The following is a 17,247-nucleotide window of genomic DNA, read 5'->3' as shown; positions in this document are numbered from 1 at the left end:
TCCGCTCAAGAGGGATAAGGGGTTTTGTCTTCGGCGAACAGCAGTTCCAGCTTCAGTCCCTCTGGACCTTCCACAAAAACCTGATGTTCCCGTGAGGCGGGTACGGTGCGCTCGCTATAAGCCGCGCCGTGGCGCCGTAAACGGGTTAAGAGTTGCTCGTAGTCGGCGCCCGCCAGCGCGACATGATCAACGGCGCCGCGTCCTTCCAATGTGTTATCGCCAAGATAGGCGGCCTGCTCTTCATCCGACGCATCCGCGCCGACCAAATGAACGATGGGACGGCCGTCGCTGTACAGCCAGGCGCCGGGAAAGCGGAAGCCGGGACGATCGCCATTCCTGAGTCCGATGACCTCTACGAGAAACGTCGTCATGGCCGTCAGGTCTTTGCTGCGAATCAGAACATGATTGATATACATGGGAGTCACTCTGTTGACGGATGCTGATGTCATGCAGCCTAATGCTTATAGAAAAGGTTGATAATCGCCGTGTATATGTAATCTGTTTTCGTAAAAGCTGAATAATATGAGCAAGATTGACGACATTGAGCTGTTTGTCAGAGTGGTGCGCGCAGGCGGACTGGCGGCTGCCGGACGGGAAGTAGGTCTGTCGCCGGCGAGTATGACGGCGCGCATGAATGCGCTGGAGGCTCGTTATCAGACCCGGTTATTACAGCGCAGCACCCGCAGCACCGCATTGACCGAGGCGGGCGCGCGTTTTTACGAGGCTGGTCAGCGGGTTGTGGCGGAAATGGCGCAGGCGGAAGCGGCACTGCTGGAGAAAGAAGGGGAGCTGCGCGGCTCACTGCGCGTCACCGCCACTTCGGATTTTGGCCGGCAGTACGTGGCCCCGGCTCTGGCGCAGTTTGTCAGCCTGCATCCCCAGGTGCGACCCGCTTTGCATTTGCATGACGGGGTGGTGAATCTGATTGAAGAAGGTTTTGATCTCGCCATTCGTTACGGCAATCTGCCGGACAGCAATCTCATTGTGCGCCCTCTGGTGGCTGACAATCGTCGCGTGCTTTGCGCGTCGCCTGCGTATGTGGCGTCATTTGGACAGCCTCAGACGCCGGAAGACCTGCAGGCGCATCGTTGTCTGGTGATGACGCGTTTTGGCGAAATGTTGGCGGAGTGGCGCTTTCAATCCGATTCAGGCTGGCGAACGCTGACGGTGGAGGCCTTTCTGGCGAGCAACGATGGCGCGTTGATCCGTCAATGGGCGTTGGCGGGGCTGGGTATCGCGCTGAAATCCTGGTGCGATGTGAGTCGGGATATAACGGAAGGACGTCTGCTCCAACTGTTGCCGGATCAGGTCGTCGGCCTGCATGGCGCAGACACGGGCGCAGTGGGGCTGCAGATGATCTACCCCAGCCGCAAGTACACGCCAGCCTGCGTAAAGGCGTTTATGGATTATCTGGGCGAGTTCGTAAACAGTGAAGCCGGCCTGTGAGGCCGGCATATCGGTTAGCCGCGGGAGATAGGGCCTGATTAATACATCAGATTTCAATCAACTTGCGGTCATTTTGCCCCGGCAGTGTTTTATAACTGACGGAACGCGCGGCGGCCAGTTGGTAGGTCGGGCTCTTCACGGTGTCGACGAAACGCCAGTCCGCCCTGGCTTCGTCTGCGGTGAATGTCGTCAGCAGGTAGCCGCGCTGATTGACGTTCAGGTATCGCAAGTCGCTCACCAGCGTGGTCACGCCCAGTTCGGTCTGGGCAATCGTGGTCGCGTCATCGGGCAGGGAAAGGTAAGTTTCCAGGCCGGGAGAGGACACCGAGGCGGTGGCGAACTCCACGCCGACATGGTCGCCGGACAGGGTTTTCAGATCGCTGGCCCAGGCGTTGTGAGTGTCTCCCGCCAACGCCACCAGATTCTTGTTCATGGCTTTCGCTGTTTCGAACAAAACTTCCCGCTCTGCAGCGTAGCCGTCCCAGGCGTCCAGGTTGTAAGGCAGTACGGTTTCCACTCTTGCGCGTTCCGCATCCGTCACGCTGGGGTCGCCCATCAGGATACGGCCCTTGATATTCGCCAGCTCGGCGAAAGCAGGCAGGATGGTGTTGGGGTCTGGGTCCAGCAGTTGCGTCAGCAGTTCCGCTGGCAACAGCATGCGCCCCATCAGTATTTGCTGGCCCAGCACCTGCCAGGTGGCGTTAGAGGCGGCCATGGCGTTTTGCAGCCAGTCCCGTTGTTCCGCGCCCAGCAGCGTACGATTGGCGTCGCTGACGTCGGCGCTGAACTGAGGCGCGTTAAAGGCGCCGCTGACCGGGTCCAGATAGTCGAGATAATCCAGCTGTTTGTCGCGGGCGAGAACCCGGGTGTCGAGCATGTAGAGGGACACCAGATCGCCGAACTGAAACTGGCGATAGATGATCTCCTGGCTATCATCCACAACCGGTCGAATCGGCATCCACTCGAAGTAAGCCTGCAGCGCCGCTACTTTGCGGTCCTCAAACTCGCCTTCGCCCTCATTGTGGTTTTTAGCGCCGGACTTCCAGGTGTCGTCGGCAATCTCGTGGTCATCCCAGACGGTGATGAACGGCGTTTTACGATGCAGCGCCTGGAGATTGGCGTCGCTGCGATAGAGCGCATAGCGCTTACGGTAGTCTGCGAGGGTAAGGATTTCGTTGGCGTTGTTGTCCGGCAACGTGCGTCCGATGGCGGCGGCGTCTTCCGTCGCATAACCGCCGGCGCCATATTCGTAAATGTAGTCTCCCAGATGTATCACCGCGTCCAGGTCGTCATGCAATGCCGCTTCCGCGTACACGTTGAAGTGTCCGGCGGGATAGTTGGCGCAGGAAAACACGGCGAACTTCACCTGTTCCGGGCTGACCGTCGGTAAGGTTTTGGTGACCCCCGCCGGTGAGGTAGCGCCGTTTGAGGTGAAGCGGTAGTAGTAAGTCGCTCCAGGCTGCAGATTCAACACGTCCACTTTGACGGTGAAGTCCTGCGCGGCGGAAGTCTGTGTGCTTCCGGTGTGGAGCAGGTTAGTGAAGCCGGCGTCGTCCGCCACTTCCCAGGATACGGACACGTCAGCGCCGGTATCGTCGGGGAGGGCGCGGGTCCAGATGATCACCCGGTCGCTGAGCGGGTCGCCGCTGGCGACGCCATGACTGAAGGTCACCTGATAGGGCGCATTGCCGTCGTCATCGGAGCTGCATCCCATCAGACCAGTGGATATGGCCAACGCCCCCATGCCGGCGGCGGTGACTTTGATAAAGTCGCGTCTGCTTATTTTTTTCATTATTCCTTTCTCTGTCCTGCCTGTGAAAGTCGCGCGGAAGATAGAGGGATAATGTTACATAAATATTTAATTTCGCTAGAAAATGCGGTCTTATTTCAGAAACTTGTGGAGAATGTCACGAAATCAAATCCCAATAGGGCGGATCGCCAAAACGATCCTGCATGAACTTGACGAAGACGCGGACTCTGGCCGCCAAATGCCGGTTAGGCGGGTATAACAGGCTCAGATAAACCGGTGGCGCCTGATATTCCGGCAGCACGCTCACCAGACGCCCCGTCTGCAACTCCGGGCCAGCGATAAACGTGGGCAACAAGGCGACGCCAAGCCCCGCCACGGCGGCGTCGCGCAGGGCTTCCGCGTTATTGCAGCACAGCACCCCGTTCACCCGTACGCTGGTTTCCGCGGCGTCGCCGCGACGTAGTCGCCATGTGTAGCCGGAGGCGAGGTTGCCGTAATGCAGACAGGGGCGGCTGGCGAGTTCTTTGATCGTGCGGGGCCGACCATGCTGTTGCAGATATCCCGGCGACGCGCACAGCAAACGTTTTGCTTCCACGATGGTGTGCTCAATCAACGATGGCGCTTCGCGGGTTTCCGCCACTCTCACTGTAATGTCGAAGCCTTCCGAAACCGGATCGACGAAACGGTCGTCCAACACCAGGTGTACGCGGATGTTGGGGTAGCGTGTCATGAAGTCCGCCAGGGCGGAACTCAAATGCATCGTGCCGAAAGACATGGGCGCGTTGATTTTCAAATCGCCTTGAGGCTCCGCATGATCGGATTGAATGGCGGTTTCCGCTTCCTGCAGATCGTTAAGAATGGATTTGGCGCGCAGATAAAACGCCTGTCCGGTTGGAGTGAGGGAGACCTGACGCGTCGTGCGAGCCAGCAGGGTGACGCCTAGTTCGTCTTCCAGCGCAATCACCTGTCGATTCACCTGAGAGCGGGACAGTCCCATCTCGCGCGCCGCTTTGGCGAAGCTCTCTGCTTCGGCCACCTTTACGAAGGCTGTGAGCCCCGCCAGTTTGTCCATTGCTTCCTCTCAATCGCCGTTGATGTTTGCGGTTCAGCCTTTGTTTTGCGTGTACAAATACTGTTGTGCGTGCACAGATATTGGCTTGAGTGCTCAAAAATTGTCGCATATTTTGCGACACTATGGCTTATTTATGACTAATTGTTTACAGATTTGAAGCGCTTAAACTGTCTCCATGCAACGAATACAGGAGGAGACAGTATGAACATTCGTCGAGCACACGAGCGTGGCGTCGCCAACTTCGGTTGGCTGCACTCAAAACATACTTTTTCATTCGGACACTACTTCGATCCTGCACACATGGGCTTTGGTCCCTTGCGCGTGATCAATCAGGATCAAGTGACGCCTGGCGCAGGCTTCGATACGCATGGGCATAGCGATATGGAAATTATTTCCTATGTCGTTTCCGGCGCGTTGGAGCACAAAGACAGCATCGGCAACGGCTCTATTATCGTACCGGGTGAACTGCAACGGATGACCGCGGGAACCGGCATTCGCCATAGCGAATACAATCATTCGCGCACAGAAGGCGTGGAGTTCCTGCAAATCTGGATTCACCCGGAGCAAAAAGGGCTGAAACCGGGGTATGAACAGAAGGCGTTCGCGCAGGAATCCATGACCGGCGTCTTTCGTCTGATCGGCAGCCGCAATGGCGCGCAAGACTCGGTGACGATCCATCAGGACGTTAATCTGTACGCCGCCCGTCTTAATGGCGCAGAATCTGTCTCTCTCGATATCGATCCGCAGCGAGGCGTGTGGGTGCAGGTCGTCAAAGGGAGTGTGGAGCTGAACGGGGAAGCGCTGACGGGAGGCGATGGCGCGGCCCTGGAAAACGTCAGTCAGCTCACTTTCACCAACGCGGATAATGCGGAAGTGCTGGTGTTTGATATGAAAATGCAGGCGTAGGAGAGTAAGAGGCTCGATCCTTCAGGAAGAAACCCGCTAATATTCATGGGGTTGTCAAAAGCGAGTAAGGATAGGTGTCGATGCTGATTCCCTATGAATTAACCACGGCGAACGAGCGCCTGCTGTTACGGTGGATTAATCCCGACCGACTGGCGTTGCGGCCGGGATTTTTTCATGAGGCGGTGGAGGCGCTGCCGCAAGAGGAGCAGTGCGCCGGGCTGACCCCTTTTGATGAGCTGCTGATTGGGGAAGGCGTGGAAACTCAACCTGCGGGCTTGATCTTTCATACCAGTCGATGCGGCTCCACTTTAGTGTGTCAGATGTTGAAGCAGCATCCGCGAACACTGGTGTTGGGTGAGCCGTTTCTGCTCAACCAGATTGTGCGTCATCAACGGCTATCCCCCTCGCACAAGGTAGCAGCGCTGCGCCGTTGCGTTGGCCTTTGGGCGCAGTGGGCGGGGGAGACCGGGCGGCGTCTGGTGATCAAGTTGTCTTCCTGGAACCTGATGCATGTTGATCTTTATCAGCGCGCATTTAGTTGCCCGTCGCTTTGTCTTTATCGCGATTATTTATCCGTGTTGGAGTCATTGCTGCGGGGAACCCCCAAATGGCTCACCGCAGACTGGCCGCCACCGCCATTATTTACTGGCGCCAACGCTGAGCTACTACCGGATGCGTCTTTGTTGGCTCCGCAGCAATCAGAGGCGCAATCAGCGGATGTAAAATTGCTTGGCGCCGCGGCTGGGACGTACTTGGGATTCGCCCAGGCGATGTTGGCGGCGTTGGCGTCTGATGCGTCAGCGCGGGTGATGGGGTATGAATCCATCGCAGGCGCGTCAGCGGCGCTGGCGGAGCATTTCGGCTTGGAGCCGTATTCAGGTTTAGAGCAGGATATGCTGGCGGCGACCCAGCGCTATTCGAAAGGCGAGTCTACATACGCAGCGCGTGACGCAAAGGACGAGATAAAACGTCTGGATGCGCAGCTTGAGCAACACTATCCAGCCATGAGATTGGCCTTGCAGGAGATTTATTCACGCCTGCAATCACACCGACAATTACTCGGATGATAAAACGCGCGGCAGGTAGGTGGAAGCCTTCACATAGCTCTCGCTGTCCGCTCCGCCGGTAATGATGGCGTCATCGACTCTGAGCCAGGCATGGGCTTTCAAACTGCCGCTGGAACTGCTTTCTTTAAGAACGCCCAGGTGGATGACGTAAGGCGTCTTATAAAACCCCAGTAGCGTCCTGGCCATAATCGCTTGCGCCAGACACTTGCACTCCCACGGCGTATAGCGGGCGACCAAACGGCAGACGGCGCCGATGCGTCGCGCCAATAATTGCTGCTCCGCAGGGGCGTGAAACAGCGCCTCATGATTCGCAGTCACGCGCCCCAATATCCAGGCGAAACGTCGAAACGGTAAACTCCAAATCATCACACGCACCAGCGCGCTGTAAGGAAACAAAAACGCCAGCCACAGCTTCTCCTGACGCGGAAGTCGCCACGCGGTTTGGAGTTTATGGTAGATGCGCAGTATAGAACGAGTTGTCACGAGAATAGGCTCCAAGACAATCAACGACTATTTCCTATGACCTTTAGTGTAGTTGAAGAATGACGCTTATTAGCGGTTCCAGAAAAACGCGCCAACTTGCCCCCTGGAGTGTCGCTGTTTATGCTTTTTAGACAGAATAACCTCTGAAGAGTCTCAGTAGCTTATGGCGCGAACTCGTAGCGTAGTCCTGGCATTGTTGCTCATCCTCGCCGGGCATACCGCATCCGCCGCTGAGACGGCGCGCATCGCTATTGGCGAATGGCCGCCCTATCTCCCCGAAGAACTACGGCATTACGGCCTGGCGGCGCATATTGCGGAAGTCTGTTTCAATGCCGCGAATGTGGAGGTGGAAGTTGGCTTTTTCCCGTGGAACCGGGTGGCGTTGTTTGTGGAAAATGGACTTTGGGATACCTCTATTCTTTGGGTGAAAACCGAAGAACGGGAAAAAATTTACCTGTTTTCCGATGTGATCTTTGAAGGCTCCGCCGTGTTCTTTTACGCCAAAGCGCGGCCTATGCAGTGGCGTGACTACAAAGATCTTGTAGGACTCAAATTCGGCGGACTGATGAGCGCCAGCTACCCCTGGTTTGAAGCCGCCAAAGAGCAGGGAATTAATCTTGAAATGGAAGTCGTATCCGATGAGCGCCTCAATTTCGCCAAGCTGCTCAACGGCCGCATCAACGCCTTCTCCCTGGATAAATACGTCGGCCTGTATATCCTGCACAAAAACTTTCCCCAGGAATCCAATCTCATCACCTACCACCCGACCCCCATCGAATCCTGGCCTTATCGCCTTATCTTCACCAAAAATCCACGCGGAGAAAAAATGCGCAACGCCTTCAATAAGGGACTCAAAATAGTCCAGGAAAACGGCTTGCTGGAACAGCTGTTGGATGATGCGGCTAATGGGCGGTATGTTGCGCGTTAGGTGAGATAGAATGTCGACCTCATGTAGCAGTGGAGAATAGTGATTCTTTATCTTTTGGTGCGCCGGAAGTAATGAAAGATATTCGTGATAGGTATGATGGAAAAAATAAGCAACTTAAATGAATTTCCAGACTTCTTGCTTGAAAGAATAAGAAGAATTATGCGGGAAGATAAATTTTCAGCATACCGGTACTTGGAAAGTGTTGTTGATGAGAGCCAACGAAGATATTTGATGGCATTCTTTCGCGATGTTATCGGAGGAAAAGTGGAGGCTGCCGAATGGCGGCGCGCAAACTGCAGAGTGATATCCATATCAGTTGAAAGTATGTTGCGTACGCCTGTGAAGGAGTGGCCATTGATTGATAGAGGAGATGGGATATTTATTCAGATTATGCCTAACCTGTCATATGACGATGCAGATACTGTTGCTGGTTCTTTGGCTTTATATGATGAAAGTTTAAGCTACCGCTCGGAGAATGTTAGATTTACAATGCGTTATCGAGAATTCTCTCCCGTATTTGTCAACGACGTGGTGGCTTCATCCAGGCGATATATAGCATATAGGTTTTATAGATGCTTTTTAGTGGAGAATGATGCTTTCTTAAAAAGCGCAACAGTTGAAGATATGGTTGAATTGGCCTATCCAGGTTTCTCTATGGATAGTCTTTCAATAGATGCAAGAGTCGCTTTGACTGGGCTCCTTGCCGAGGTTAATAGCTCAGAATATAAAATTAACTATACTCCAGGGTTTTGGGGAAAAGATGAGGTTTATCAGTAATTTTATAAGCGAGGAAATAAAGATAATCGAGGGCTTTGATGATGGATACATTCTAGTGATAGAAGATGTTGGTGAGCGTATCGGAAAGGTTGTGATGGCAATTATACGCCTGACCGGCATGTCTACAGTGGAAGTTAAGAGCCTCTTGAAAGAGGAGCCTGTTGTAGTGTCGAAAGGTGGAAAGAGACAGCTTATATTAGACTCCATTATGCTTGAAAGTGCTGGCGCGGAAGTGGCGATAAGGCTTTACGCTGGAGTAAATGGCTCGTAAAAGTATTCTTTGAGAACTCATGTTGTTTCATTGGGTGGATAATGCTAAGAGTTTTAATCGATAAGCTAACCGAAAAAAATGGAATCCTTCTCTATAAACACGAAGTGTTCACCGGCGTTGCGTTTACCCGATTATCAGATGGACATGTGAGAGGGGATGTAGTAGTAAATGGGAAAGTGGAAGAAGAGTATAAAAATGTATATTGGTCTAATATTGCGTCATCAGACATATATCTGGATATGGCTTTTTTAGAAATTGATAAAGAGCCTGTTTCTTATAAAGGTAAGCCGCTGTCTGGTAATGTATTTGATTTTGATAGAGGTTTCTGCGTTGAAGAAAAATACTATAGTGAAGGAGTTCTTATTCATGAAGCTAACTGGACATTTTTGGGGGGCATAGAGTTTCTTATGCTCCAAGAAAATGACCTTTCACAAGAGTATGTGTGGCGGAATGGTGCGCCTGTTTCATTAGAGTTATATAGTGAGGATAATTTTAATTTTCGAATTGGGCTTGGTGATACTGGGAGAGTATACGCTATCCTAGCAAAAGGGAACTACTTCGAAAAAGCAAACTCTTTACAGGGGAGGGTTGGCTTTGATTTATGGAGGGGCCGGGAATGGTTTGAAATGCAAAGCATATCTGATCGCTTGGCGATTATGGGAGATGCTTCTGATGATAAACTGCTGCGCTACATTAAAAAAACTACCGGGTACGAAAATATATCTAGTCTGGTGCTAGATGATAGCTCTATTTCAGCAGAGAGTATTTTAAGCTTTTCGGAGTTGAAGCTTCTTGATTCTTTTGATGTTAGAGATGTTCGACCAGAAATTAGAGATGTGATGATCGCATTTAAAATAACGAATAAAGAATGTCGGGTGGTGTGCAATAGAGAGGTTATTGTCGAGCTGACGTTACACTAAGATTATAAAGTTAGGGAGCTTCTATAGTCGAAGTAATTTATGTATGAAAGAAAAGGGTCTTCACTGTCGATAAATGTAAACTCCGCTGAGCATCCGTCCAAGACGAGTATGCCCCATGAACCCTTAATAATTTTTTCCTTGGACGAGTCAAACTTGAAGTGCTCCAGCCCGATCAATATGTTGCCTGCAGGCCCTTCACAGGGTGGAATGACTTTGTGGTGGTGCCCAAAGATATGAATTTTAGGCTTTATCCTTTCCGTTAGTTCTGTCAAAAGAAGTGAACCTTCCGAAAGAGAAGCGCATTTAGGCCCTGCATGAGTTAATAGAATATCCAGCTTGTTTTCTTTATTGAAAGCTGTTCTAGCAAACTCTTCAGTGAAAAGCCTTGGATCATTCAACGACTTTAATTTTGACTTTTTATAGGTCTTCTTGCTCTTTTTTCCTCTTCGTTTTGTTTCAATAACAGGAGGGATTCCTCCAAATGCTCCAATTGTAGTGTGCGAAGCCAGATGTACCCAATGTCCATCAGGGATAAAGTTTATTTTTCCATATTTGTCTACATGTGCAGGAGACTTAAACTGTGATAGATAATCAAAGTCTTCGTGATTACCCCTGACAAAGTATGTTGGAGGAGAGTTAGCAGGCTTAAGGAACAGTTCTGCGTCTTGGCTGTGTGCACAGAACTGACTGAAGCCTAATTCATCAGGATCAACTTTTGCGTGCTGTCTGGTTGCGTCGTCGACATTAAGGGGATCTGGGAAAGCGCCCATATCGCCCACCTGCAGAATGCCTGTGAGCTGAATTCCCGTTTCTCTCTGCCATAATAGCGACGCGGCATACATTAACGCGACTCTTCCATGGACATCCCCGAAGACGGCAAAGTATTGCTTTGTATTTTTGCTCATTTGGATCGAATAATTTTGAGAATCTATTTGAGGTAGCAAACTTAGGTTAGGTGTAACGAACGACAAACTGTTAATTTTATTGCCTACAAACTCCACCCATACAGCGCCAACACTCCATCGCCTTCATTACAAACAAATTCTCTACTTCCCGGCAGATAGTTAACAGGAAGGTCGCAAGGAAATTCATATAGCAGTGCGCCGCTTTCCAGGTCCCAGATGGTGATGGCGTCGCCTTTTTCCGTGGTTGAGAACAGGTATTGGTCGTAGTAGAAGGCGTTTATGGTGGGGCCGGCGAACCATTTGATTTGGTCGCCGCTTTTGACGTCGAAGATGGCGGCGCTGGCGAGGGGGACGTCGTAGTCGGTATGCAGGTCCTGGCATCCCCAAATACAGATGCGGTCTTCGTCGATCCAGAAAAAGGGTGCGGACCAGAAGTAATCCCAGCTGGCGTACATGACTTTGGATTCGCCGATGTCCGGTTCCCAGGGGTTGTGGTTAAGCCAGTGCTGCAAGTCCCAGCTGTAGGCGACGCCAACAGGGTGCCATACCCAGCCGATCGTGGCGATGCGTTGGCCGTTCGGCGAGATAGCGAGGGCGCCGCTCCATTCACTCATAAAGGTAGCGTCTTCATCATGTTCTGGCGGCTTGTCGGAATGGCGTGGGGTTAGGCATTCTCCCGTTCTCGGGTCGAAGATATCCAGTTGATTCCAGTCGGTGGCGCAGACTAATAAGGTTTTCCCATCATGTTCGGAAAAAGCAACGGGGAAGTCCGCTTCTTCCATATGGTAGTCGCCAGCGTCAAGCTGCATGAGGATCTCGCCAGAGCTGAGGTCCAGCACTAAGCCTTTATTGGAAGAGCCTTCGTCTGCATGCCGATATAGCAAAGAGGTGATGGCCAGAAACTGATTGTCAGGACTGATCTTCAGGGTAATTGCCCCAGTGGGATGGATCTGCTCAGCAGGCAACGTTGCGACCTGGACGGATTCGCCATTCTGGAGATTCACGCGCCACAATCCGCCATCGTCGGTGAAAAGAATGGCGTCCGTGGGATGGTTCTTTAGCGGCTCAAGGTCAAGAAGGGTGCGTCCGTTTAGTAAGTCGAGATGAATTTCCCGCCGGGTAAAATGGAATTCTTTCGGTTCCCTTTTGATTTCCAGCATGCCTGCTATCGACCAATAACAATTGGCGTCCGCCGCCACAAAGCAGTCATCGCACCAATAGCAATGTTTAAAGTTTTCCGCATTGGCGCATTCCGCACAAAGATATTCCGCTTGCTCTCCAACTCCGATAAAGCGTTTAACGCCGCTTTTAACTGACATGTCGAAAACATGCGGGCAGACGCAAATGTGCGGGTTGTTGTGTGAACAGTGTTGAGTTGTCATTGTCATCCTTTGAGCAGACTGCGTTGAGGCAGGAGTCGATACGCTTTCGGATTTGTTTGGTCCGCCTGGGGCGAATAGCGTTAGTCTGGCTAAGCTATCGGTTGGAGCGTGTGGAGTCAATCACCGTTGAGTGCCGGGTGACTGCGTTCGCATTCGGCTAACCTTTGTGCGAAACCTGCATAATTTGTACGGATTTCTCCTTTCACATATCCACACAACCTGTGGATATCTCTTTGGAAAACACTGGAATCCCTTTATTTCGTAGGGCTTGCGCGGATTTTGGTATTTTATGATCAGGATGTTTTTTACACTGACATGACGGTATCGGGAAAAGTTTATTCGACGTAGGACTTCAACACTCTTTCGTAGGTTGAAAGTCCATCATCGCCAGGGTCATTTTTCAGCTGATCCAGGACATGCTGAAAGAGTTGGATCGTCTCCTCGGGCGTGTCTTTGTGGAAGGCGAAATAGAGGTCGCCTGCCGAGCCAAAACTCCAGACCGGTTCATAATCCTCCACCTTGGCGCCTTGTTGTTTGAGCAGCCACAGAGCGGTTCTTTGTCCATAGGACCACATGTGGATGCGGCGAAAAATCAGCATGCGGGCGGCAATATCCGGATGCGAGACAGTCTGACGGATATCTTTAGGAATATGGTAGGCGTCCAGCACTTGCTCTCCCATATCGCTGGCGACCGCGACGACGGAGAGGTCGCCCAGGTCCGATAACTGTTTTACTTCAAAATCCCGACGTTTTCTCGCCATCAGCACCACCGGCGATGTGGCGACCGGGCCGACCCAGCGGAACAAGTCTTCGCGGTCTGGATTACGACGGGTGCTGAACAGCATAGTATTGGGCTCATTCAAGACCATGCGATATCCCCGCGCCCAAGGATGCACCTGAATATCTTTGCGCGTCTGTTTTGAGCCGATAATTTGCAGCACCGCTTCCAGCAAGTCTACGGAGCTTCCTTTGAGCTGGCCATTTTCGGTGTAGTTATAGGGAGGCGACTCTTCGGTGATAAACCGAAGCCCGGCGGCGGGGTCCGCAGCAATGGTCAGGCTTGACTGCGCCAAGAGTGAGAATGTAAGGAGCAGGCTCCGCCACTTCAACGTCTTTGATCTGAACATCAGAACGCCACCTGCTTAGAAGGCGAACACCGACGCAAGGCCAGGATATCTGCGGCGCCGGCAGTAATTGCTTAAAGTATTGTATCGATATGGTGAAGCGTCAAACGGGCAGGGAAGAGGGGGCAGCATAGGATTAAAACGGACTTAACGGCGCTGACAACCTTTTCATTCAGCATATTCGCTCAGAGCGGCTTCCTTGGCCATAACCGAATACTCTCGTTTAGAAGTAAACGCTCGAACTTACCCCGAAGCACGTTTGATAAAACTTCGTTCGAATAGACCACAAGCTGCTTCTCAAATGTTTCGTATTACGGGATTCACCTACAAACTTATTGACTCCAATCAAATTAAATCTGCGTCAACAGTATTCCGTACCGATATTAATATAATGCGCGGGTATTAAAATGGCCTCGCCTTTTAGGGGATTGTAGCCATGAAAAGGTATTCATAAAAAATGGCTGTGATTTTTTGGAATAGAGTATTAAGTCCGTTGTATTGACTTAACTCAAAACAATGATGTCGCAGCTCTTTTTTTGCACGAAGAAAATAGGTGGCTTTTAATTTTGTTGATATTTTTCAAGTAATTACGTGAATTTTTGATGGCGTGAGATGCGGTGTTTCAAACGCTTGACCAAATGGCCTAATCCTGATAGATTGCCGCCCGGCTAACCTAGCCGGTAAAAGGATATGGAACGATCCGCATATAAGGAGATACGTTGTTTGGTCTGGCATAGGCTTATATTTATAAGTGGATGTATATGCCTGATCCCCGCCTTTTATACATATAAAAAATGGCTACGCACAATATCTGAACAGTTAAACGGAAAGATATAAATACTGATTTATTTAGGTTAAAAGGAGTTATAACCGTGAACAAAAACACGCTTAAACGGGCTATTACATTTTCTGTCTCCACTCTGGCGCTGAGCGTCTCGGCCGTCACCTTGGCCGACGTTTCCGGTCAGGACGCGCAATACGTTCGCGACTATCTGGAGCGTTTCCACGCCAACCCTGCCGCAGTCATGGACGAAGTGCCTGTCAAAGAAGCCGCCAACGGCGATCTGGCTATGCCAGTATTCAGCGACGAAGCAATTCTCTCCGGCGACTTCGTAGAAGATAAGGATGAACTGCGCAGAGACTTGTTGAATGGCTCCCGCAGCAATGGCTTCATGATGATGCGCTCCATGGAGCTCAGCAACGACAATGCTGCGCGTCTGGTGGACAATGGCGATCAACTGATCGGCAACGTTCACGCAATGGACAACGCGAACCTGACTAAAGCCTCCCTGGCCAGCCAGCCTTGGTCCGATGACTACTGGGGTCTTTACAAAGGCGCGCTGGGCATTCGCTACGCCGATCCCAAACTGAGTGAATCCTGGCCGTCCAACTGGTACGACCACTGGATTTTCGCCACCAGCACTCACAAGCCGCAAGAATATATCGACGCAGGCGAAATCGATAACCTGTCTCCGTCTGAAAAGTACGACTTGCTGGTGGGCGACTCCAACTTCACCCTGACTCAGAAAATGTGGGAGTCCGGTAAAGGCTACTGGGATCGTTACGGTTCCGTTGAAGCTTGGATGGGGCTGTGTCACGGTTGGGCGCCTGCCGCCTATATGTTGCCGCGTCCTTCCAGCTCCATCACTGTTAAGTCGGCAGAAGGCAAGGACATCAAGTTCTTCCCATCCGACATCAAAGCGTTGGGTACATTGTTGTGGGCGGAAGCGTCTCCAGGCGTACGTTTCATCGGCGGACGTTGTAACTCCAAAGATCCCGGCAAAGATGAAAACGGCCGTATCCTGGATCAAGCCTGTTTCGACAGCAACCCAGGCAGTTGGCACAAAGCGGTGGTCAACCAGATTGGCGTAAGCAAGCGCAGCTTCGTTATCGACGCGACATTCGACTATGAAGTATGGAACCAGCCAGTATTGAAGTACGAATATACTTACTTCAACCCGCAAACTGGCGCTTCCTACAACACTGCGCAAGAAGCGGTTATCGCCATGAGCGACTACACCCAGGACAAGTTCTCCAAGTATCGCGCTCAGGAAGCGAAGCAAGTCGTCGGCGTTCAGATGAAGCTGACTTACATCGTGGAAACCAGCCCGACTCACAGAGACAAAGACTATCCGTCATACGACCGTACTTACACCGTTCGTTACGTATATGACCTGGAGTTGGATTCCAACGGCGACATCATCGGCGGCGAGTGGTACAACAACCGTCACCCTGACTTCCTGTGGACGCCTGGACCTGGCGCGCACGCTGTCTCTTACTACAATCCGACTGGCTCCACCAGCGAGACCAAGACAGAGCAAAAAGCAGGCGTAATCGAGCAGAACAAGTGGGCGTTCTACGGTCCGTTCACCACTACTGGCTCCTTCAAAGTCACCATGACTGGCGACAGCGATGCCGACCTGTACGTGAACAAAGGCGCTCAGCCAAGCGATACCGCCTATCAGTGCCGTCCATACCTGGAAGGCTCTAGCGAGGAGTGTTCTGCAAACGAAGCTGGAACTTACTACGTTGGCGTTAAAGGCTACAACAACAGTTCCAACTACAACCTGAACATTCAATACACCCAGGGCGGCTCTGGCTGGACGAAAGGACAACCTATTCCTTCCAGCTGGAAAACCAACGCGAAAAATGCGGCAGGTTACAGCCAGCCTCTGACCACTATCGTTGAACAACTGTTCAACTGGTCTGCGGAGTAATTACGTACTCGCTACGTTATTCATGAATGCATGAGAGGGTCCGGTATTTAAGTCCGGGCTATTTTCCGGGGCGCAATTTTGCGCCCCTTTTTTTATGATTTTTACAGCGGTGTTGAGCTTTGATGACCGGCGCATTGCGGTTTTCATAAAGCTTGTCCATGTTTTGTGTTTTTGTTAGAAGTCCTAGGCAAAATTCGCTAGAGTGCTCTACTTTGGAGCAACCCCTCAGATCAACGTCGCCCCTGGCGGATACCGGGTTCACGGCGACTTCAACATATCTGTGTTCATTAATTAACTTCTTGTGTAATTCGCATGGCAAAGAAAACGCGTCGTCCTGCTGTGGTGGGAGTGGTCATTTTTGTTGTTTTGGCCGCTGTCGGCTGGAACGCCCAGAGTTGGTTCGAGCCTGAGCCCGTTGAATACGTCACTGCCCCTGTGGAAAAGCGGGATATAGAGCAAACGGTGCTGGCCACCGGCGTCCTGGAAGGCGCCAAGCAAGTGGCGGTGGGCGCTCAGGTTACCGGACAGTTGAAGTCAATGAATGTGTCCGTCGGCGATAGAGTGACCAAAGGTCAACTGCTGGCGGAAATCGATCCGGTTTTGCAGCGTAATGAGTTGAACCGCGCCATGGCGGAATTGAAAAACGCCAAGGCGTCGCGGCGCGCCCGTGAGGCCATGCTGCGTTACTACGAGCTGGAGTTTAAACGCCAGCGTGAAATGAACGCGCAGGCGGCGTCGTCCGTGTCCGAACTGGAAAACGCACGCGCCCAGCTGGAAAGCGCGAAGGCCGACATTGAAGCGCTGGAGGCCCAGATCAGTCAGGCGGAAATCCAGGTTGAAACCGCGAAGGCTAATCTCGGATTCACCAAGATCGTGGCGCCGATGGACGGCGTGGTGATCGCCACTAAATTCGAGCAGGGACAGACCCTGGTATCGACCCAGGAGGCGCCGACGCTGCTGATTCTCGCCAACCTGGATACGATGACGGTGAAGGCGCAAATATCCGAGGCGGACGTCACCAAAGTGAAGTCCGGTCAGGAAGCGAACTTCACGGTTCTGGGCGATCCAGATCGTCAATATAATGGCGTCCTGCGCACCATCAAGCTGGCCCCGGACAATATTTCCGATAACGGCTCCGTCAGTAATTCCACCACCGCCGTCTACTACAGTGGCGTGTTGGACGCGCCCAATCCTGATTACTCCCTGCGAGTAGCCATGACGGCGCAAGTGTCCATCATTATTAACAGGCAGCCACAAACGCTGAGCATTCCCATTTCGGCGTTAGATCCCGATCAAGAGATCAGCGGCGCGCAACATAAAGTACGTGTGCTGGTGAACGGCCAGCCGGAAGACAGAACGATTGAAACCGGCATCCGCGACAACGTATATGTGCAAGTGCTGTCTGGCCTGAATGATGGCGACAATGTGATCCTCGGCGACAGCCTGTCGGTTCCGGCTGATGGTGAAGCCTCTGTCGTAATTGGGGGCTGATGTCGCCG

General features: G+C 52.0%; 16 protein-coding genes. 9 read left to right on the top strand and 7 right to left on the bottom strand.

The window, feature by feature from the left end:
• Nucleotides 1-5: 5 nt before the first annotated feature.
• Nucleotides 6-449: a VOC family protein gene (locus EUZ85_RS27370; RefSeq protein ID WP_127973305.1), complete on the bottom strand. Its 444-nt coding sequence runs from the start codon at nucleotides 447-449 to the stop codon at nucleotides 6-8.
• A 73-nt stretch (nucleotides 450-522) separates the two neighbouring features.
• On the opposite strand from EUZ85_RS27370, the gene EUZ85_RS27365 reads away from it, so the two are divergent.
• The gene (locus EUZ85_RS27365; protein WP_127973304.1) at nucleotides 523-1,446 is read left to right on the top strand and encodes a LysR family transcriptional regulator; all 924 of its coding nucleotides are present in this window, start codon (nucleotides 523-525) and stop codon (nucleotides 1,444-1,446) included.
• A 46-nt stretch (nucleotides 1,447-1,492) separates the two neighbouring features.
• Here EUZ85_RS27365 and EUZ85_RS27360 read toward each other — a convergent pair whose 3' ends face one another.
• Complete coding sequence (locus tag EUZ85_RS27360) at nucleotides 1,493-3,238, bottom strand: alkaline phosphatase (protein WP_127973303.1); 1,746 nt, start codon at nucleotides 3,236-3,238, stop codon at nucleotides 1,493-1,495.
• Between the two features lie 115 nt (nucleotides 3,239-3,353).
• Nucleotides 3,354-4,268 carry a LysR family transcriptional regulator gene (locus EUZ85_RS27355; protein ID WP_127973302.1) on the bottom strand — a complete coding sequence of 305 codons (915 nt, stop codon included), beginning with the start codon at nucleotides 4,266-4,268 and terminating at the stop codon, nucleotides 3,354-3,356.
• Nucleotides 4,269-4,469: 201 nt separating this feature from the next.
• Here EUZ85_RS27355 and EUZ85_RS27350 point away from each other — a divergent pair, with 201 nt between their 5' ends.
• Nucleotides 4,470-5,174, top strand: coding sequence for a pirin family protein (locus EUZ85_RS27350; protein ID WP_127973301.1), 705 nt, complete (start codon nucleotides 4,470-4,472; stop codon nucleotides 5,172-5,174).
• 80 nt (nucleotides 5,175-5,254) lie between these two features.
• A complete protein-coding gene (locus tag EUZ85_RS27345) occupies nucleotides 5,255-6,241 on the top strand; it encodes a hypothetical protein (RefSeq protein ID WP_127973300.1) in 987 nt (328 codons plus the stop codon).
• Here EUZ85_RS27345 and EUZ85_RS27340 read toward each other — a convergent pair.
• Nucleotides 6,230-6,724: a lasso peptide biosynthesis B2 protein gene (locus EUZ85_RS27340; protein ID WP_164887380.1), complete on the bottom strand. Its 495-nt coding sequence runs from the start codon at nucleotides 6,722-6,724 to the stop codon at nucleotides 6,230-6,232. The genes EUZ85_RS27345 and EUZ85_RS27340 overlap by 12 nt on opposite strands.
• Before the next feature lie 163 nt (nucleotides 6,725-6,887).
• On the opposite strand from EUZ85_RS27340, the gene EUZ85_RS27335 reads away from it, so the two are divergent.
• From EUZ85_RS27335 to EUZ85_RS27320, 4 genes are all read left to right on the top strand, one after another.
• On the top strand, nucleotides 6,888-7,652 hold the full coding sequence (locus tag EUZ85_RS27335) for an ABC transporter substrate-binding protein (RefSeq protein WP_127973298.1): 765 nt from the start codon (nucleotides 6,888-6,890) through the stop codon (nucleotides 7,650-7,652).
• Nucleotides 7,653-7,745: 93 nt separating this feature from the next.
• Nucleotides 7,746-8,429: a hypothetical protein gene (locus EUZ85_RS27330; protein WP_127973297.1), complete on the top strand. Its 684-nt coding sequence runs from the start codon at nucleotides 7,746-7,748 to the stop codon at nucleotides 8,427-8,429.
• Nucleotides 8,413-8,700 carry a hypothetical protein gene (locus tag EUZ85_RS27325; protein WP_127973296.1) on the top strand — a complete coding sequence of 96 codons (288 nt, stop codon included), beginning with the start codon at nucleotides 8,413-8,415 and terminating at the stop codon, nucleotides 8,698-8,700. The genes EUZ85_RS27330 and EUZ85_RS27325 overlap by 17 nt, the downstream gene beginning before the upstream one ends.
• Before the next feature lie 41 nt (nucleotides 8,701-8,741).
• A complete protein-coding gene (locus EUZ85_RS27320; RefSeq protein ID WP_127973295.1) occupies nucleotides 8,742-9,620 on the top strand; it encodes a hypothetical protein in 879 nt (292 codons plus the stop codon).
• Between the two features lie 2 nt (nucleotides 9,621-9,622).
• Here EUZ85_RS27320 and EUZ85_RS27315 read toward each other — a convergent pair whose 3' ends face one another.
• The 3 genes from EUZ85_RS27315 to EUZ85_RS27305 form a co-directional block, all read right to left on the bottom strand.
• Nucleotides 9,623-10,525, bottom strand: coding sequence for a metallophosphoesterase (locus tag EUZ85_RS27315; RefSeq protein ID WP_127973294.1), 903 nt, complete (start codon nucleotides 10,523-10,525; stop codon nucleotides 9,623-9,625).
• Nucleotides 10,526-10,608: 83 nt separating this feature from the next.
• Nucleotides 10,609-11,844, bottom strand: coding sequence for a WD40 repeat domain-containing protein (locus EUZ85_RS27310; protein ID WP_127973293.1), 1,236 nt, complete (start codon nucleotides 11,842-11,844; stop codon nucleotides 10,609-10,611).
• A 398-nt stretch (nucleotides 11,845-12,242) separates the two neighbouring features.
• Complete coding sequence (locus tag EUZ85_RS27305) at nucleotides 12,243-13,034, bottom strand: ABC transporter substrate-binding protein (RefSeq protein ID WP_127973292.1); 792 nt, start codon at nucleotides 13,032-13,034, stop codon at nucleotides 12,243-12,245.
• Nucleotides 13,035-13,903: 869 nt separating this feature from the next.
• Here EUZ85_RS27305 and EUZ85_RS27300 point away from each other — a divergent pair.
• A complete protein-coding gene (locus tag EUZ85_RS27300; protein WP_127973291.1) occupies nucleotides 13,904-15,748 on the top strand; it encodes a pre-peptidase C-terminal domain-containing protein in 1,845 nt (614 codons plus the stop codon).
• A gap of 312 nt (nucleotides 15,749-16,060) precedes the next feature.
• Complete coding sequence (locus EUZ85_RS27295) at nucleotides 16,061-17,239, top strand: efflux RND transporter periplasmic adaptor subunit (protein WP_127973290.1); 1,179 nt, start codon at nucleotides 16,061-16,063, stop codon at nucleotides 17,237-17,239.
• Nucleotides 17,240-17,247: the final 8 nt, after the last annotated feature.

The sequence above is a fragment of the Hahella sp. KA22 genome (assembly GCF_004135205.1).
In the GTDB taxonomy this organism is placed as follows: Bacteria; Pseudomonadota; Gammaproteobacteria; order Pseudomonadales; family Oleiphilaceae; genus Hahella.
The sequence above is the reverse complement of the archived record's forward strand: the minus strand, read 5'-3'. Positions and strand labels throughout refer to the sequence as shown.

What these genes read in the sequence shown, in the direction of transcription:
- EUZ85_RS27320 (WP_127973295.1), top strand. Translation starts at nt 8,742, where the DNA reads ATGCTAAGAGTTTTAATCGATAAGCTAACCGAAAAAAATGGAATCCTT.
- EUZ85_RS27365 (WP_127973304.1), top strand. Translation starts at nt 523, where the DNA reads ATGAGCAAGATTGACGACATTGAGCTGTTTGTCAGAGTGGTGCGCGCA.
- EUZ85_RS27310 (WP_127973293.1), bottom strand. Translation starts at nt 11,844, where the DNA reads ATGTCAGTTAAAAGCGGCGTTAAACGCTTTATCGGAGTTGGAGAGCAA.
- EUZ85_RS27345 (WP_127973300.1), top strand. Translation starts at nt 5,255, where the DNA reads ATGCTGATTCCCTATGAATTAACCACGGCGAACGAGCGCCTGCTGTTA.
- EUZ85_RS27305 (WP_127973292.1), bottom strand. Translation starts at nt 13,034, where the DNA reads ATGTTCAGATCAAAGACGTTGAAGTGGCGGAGCCTGCTCCTTACATTC.
- EUZ85_RS27325 (WP_127973296.1), top strand. Translation starts at nt 8,413, where the DNA reads ATGAGGTTTATCAGTAATTTTATAAGCGAGGAAATAAAGATAATCGAG.
- EUZ85_RS27360 (WP_127973303.1), bottom strand. Translation starts at nt 3,238, where the DNA reads ATGAAAAAAATAAGCAGACGCGACTTTATCAAAGTCACCGCCGCCGGC.
- EUZ85_RS27355 (WP_127973302.1), bottom strand. Translation starts at nt 4,268, where the DNA reads ATGGACAAACTGGCGGGGCTCACAGCCTTCGTAAAGGTGGCCGAAGCA.
- EUZ85_RS27335 (WP_127973298.1), top strand. Translation starts at nt 6,888, where the DNA reads ATGGCGCGAACTCGTAGCGTAGTCCTGGCATTGTTGCTCATCCTCGCC.
- EUZ85_RS27295 (WP_127973290.1), top strand. Translation starts at nt 16,061, where the DNA reads ATGGCAAAGAAAACGCGTCGTCCTGCTGTGGTGGGAGTGGTCATTTTT.
- EUZ85_RS27370 (WP_127973305.1), bottom strand. Translation starts at nt 449, where the DNA reads ATGACATCAGCATCCGTCAACAGAGTGACTCCCATGTATATCAATCAT.
- EUZ85_RS27330 (WP_127973297.1), top strand. Translation starts at nt 7,746, where the DNA reads ATGATGGAAAAAATAAGCAACTTAAATGAATTTCCAGACTTCTTGCTT.
- EUZ85_RS27350 (WP_127973301.1), top strand. Translation starts at nt 4,470, where the DNA reads ATGAACATTCGTCGAGCACACGAGCGTGGCGTCGCCAACTTCGGTTGG.
- EUZ85_RS27315 (WP_127973294.1), bottom strand. Translation starts at nt 10,525, where the DNA reads ATGAGCAAAAATACAAAGCAATACTTTGCCGTCTTCGGGGATGTCCAT.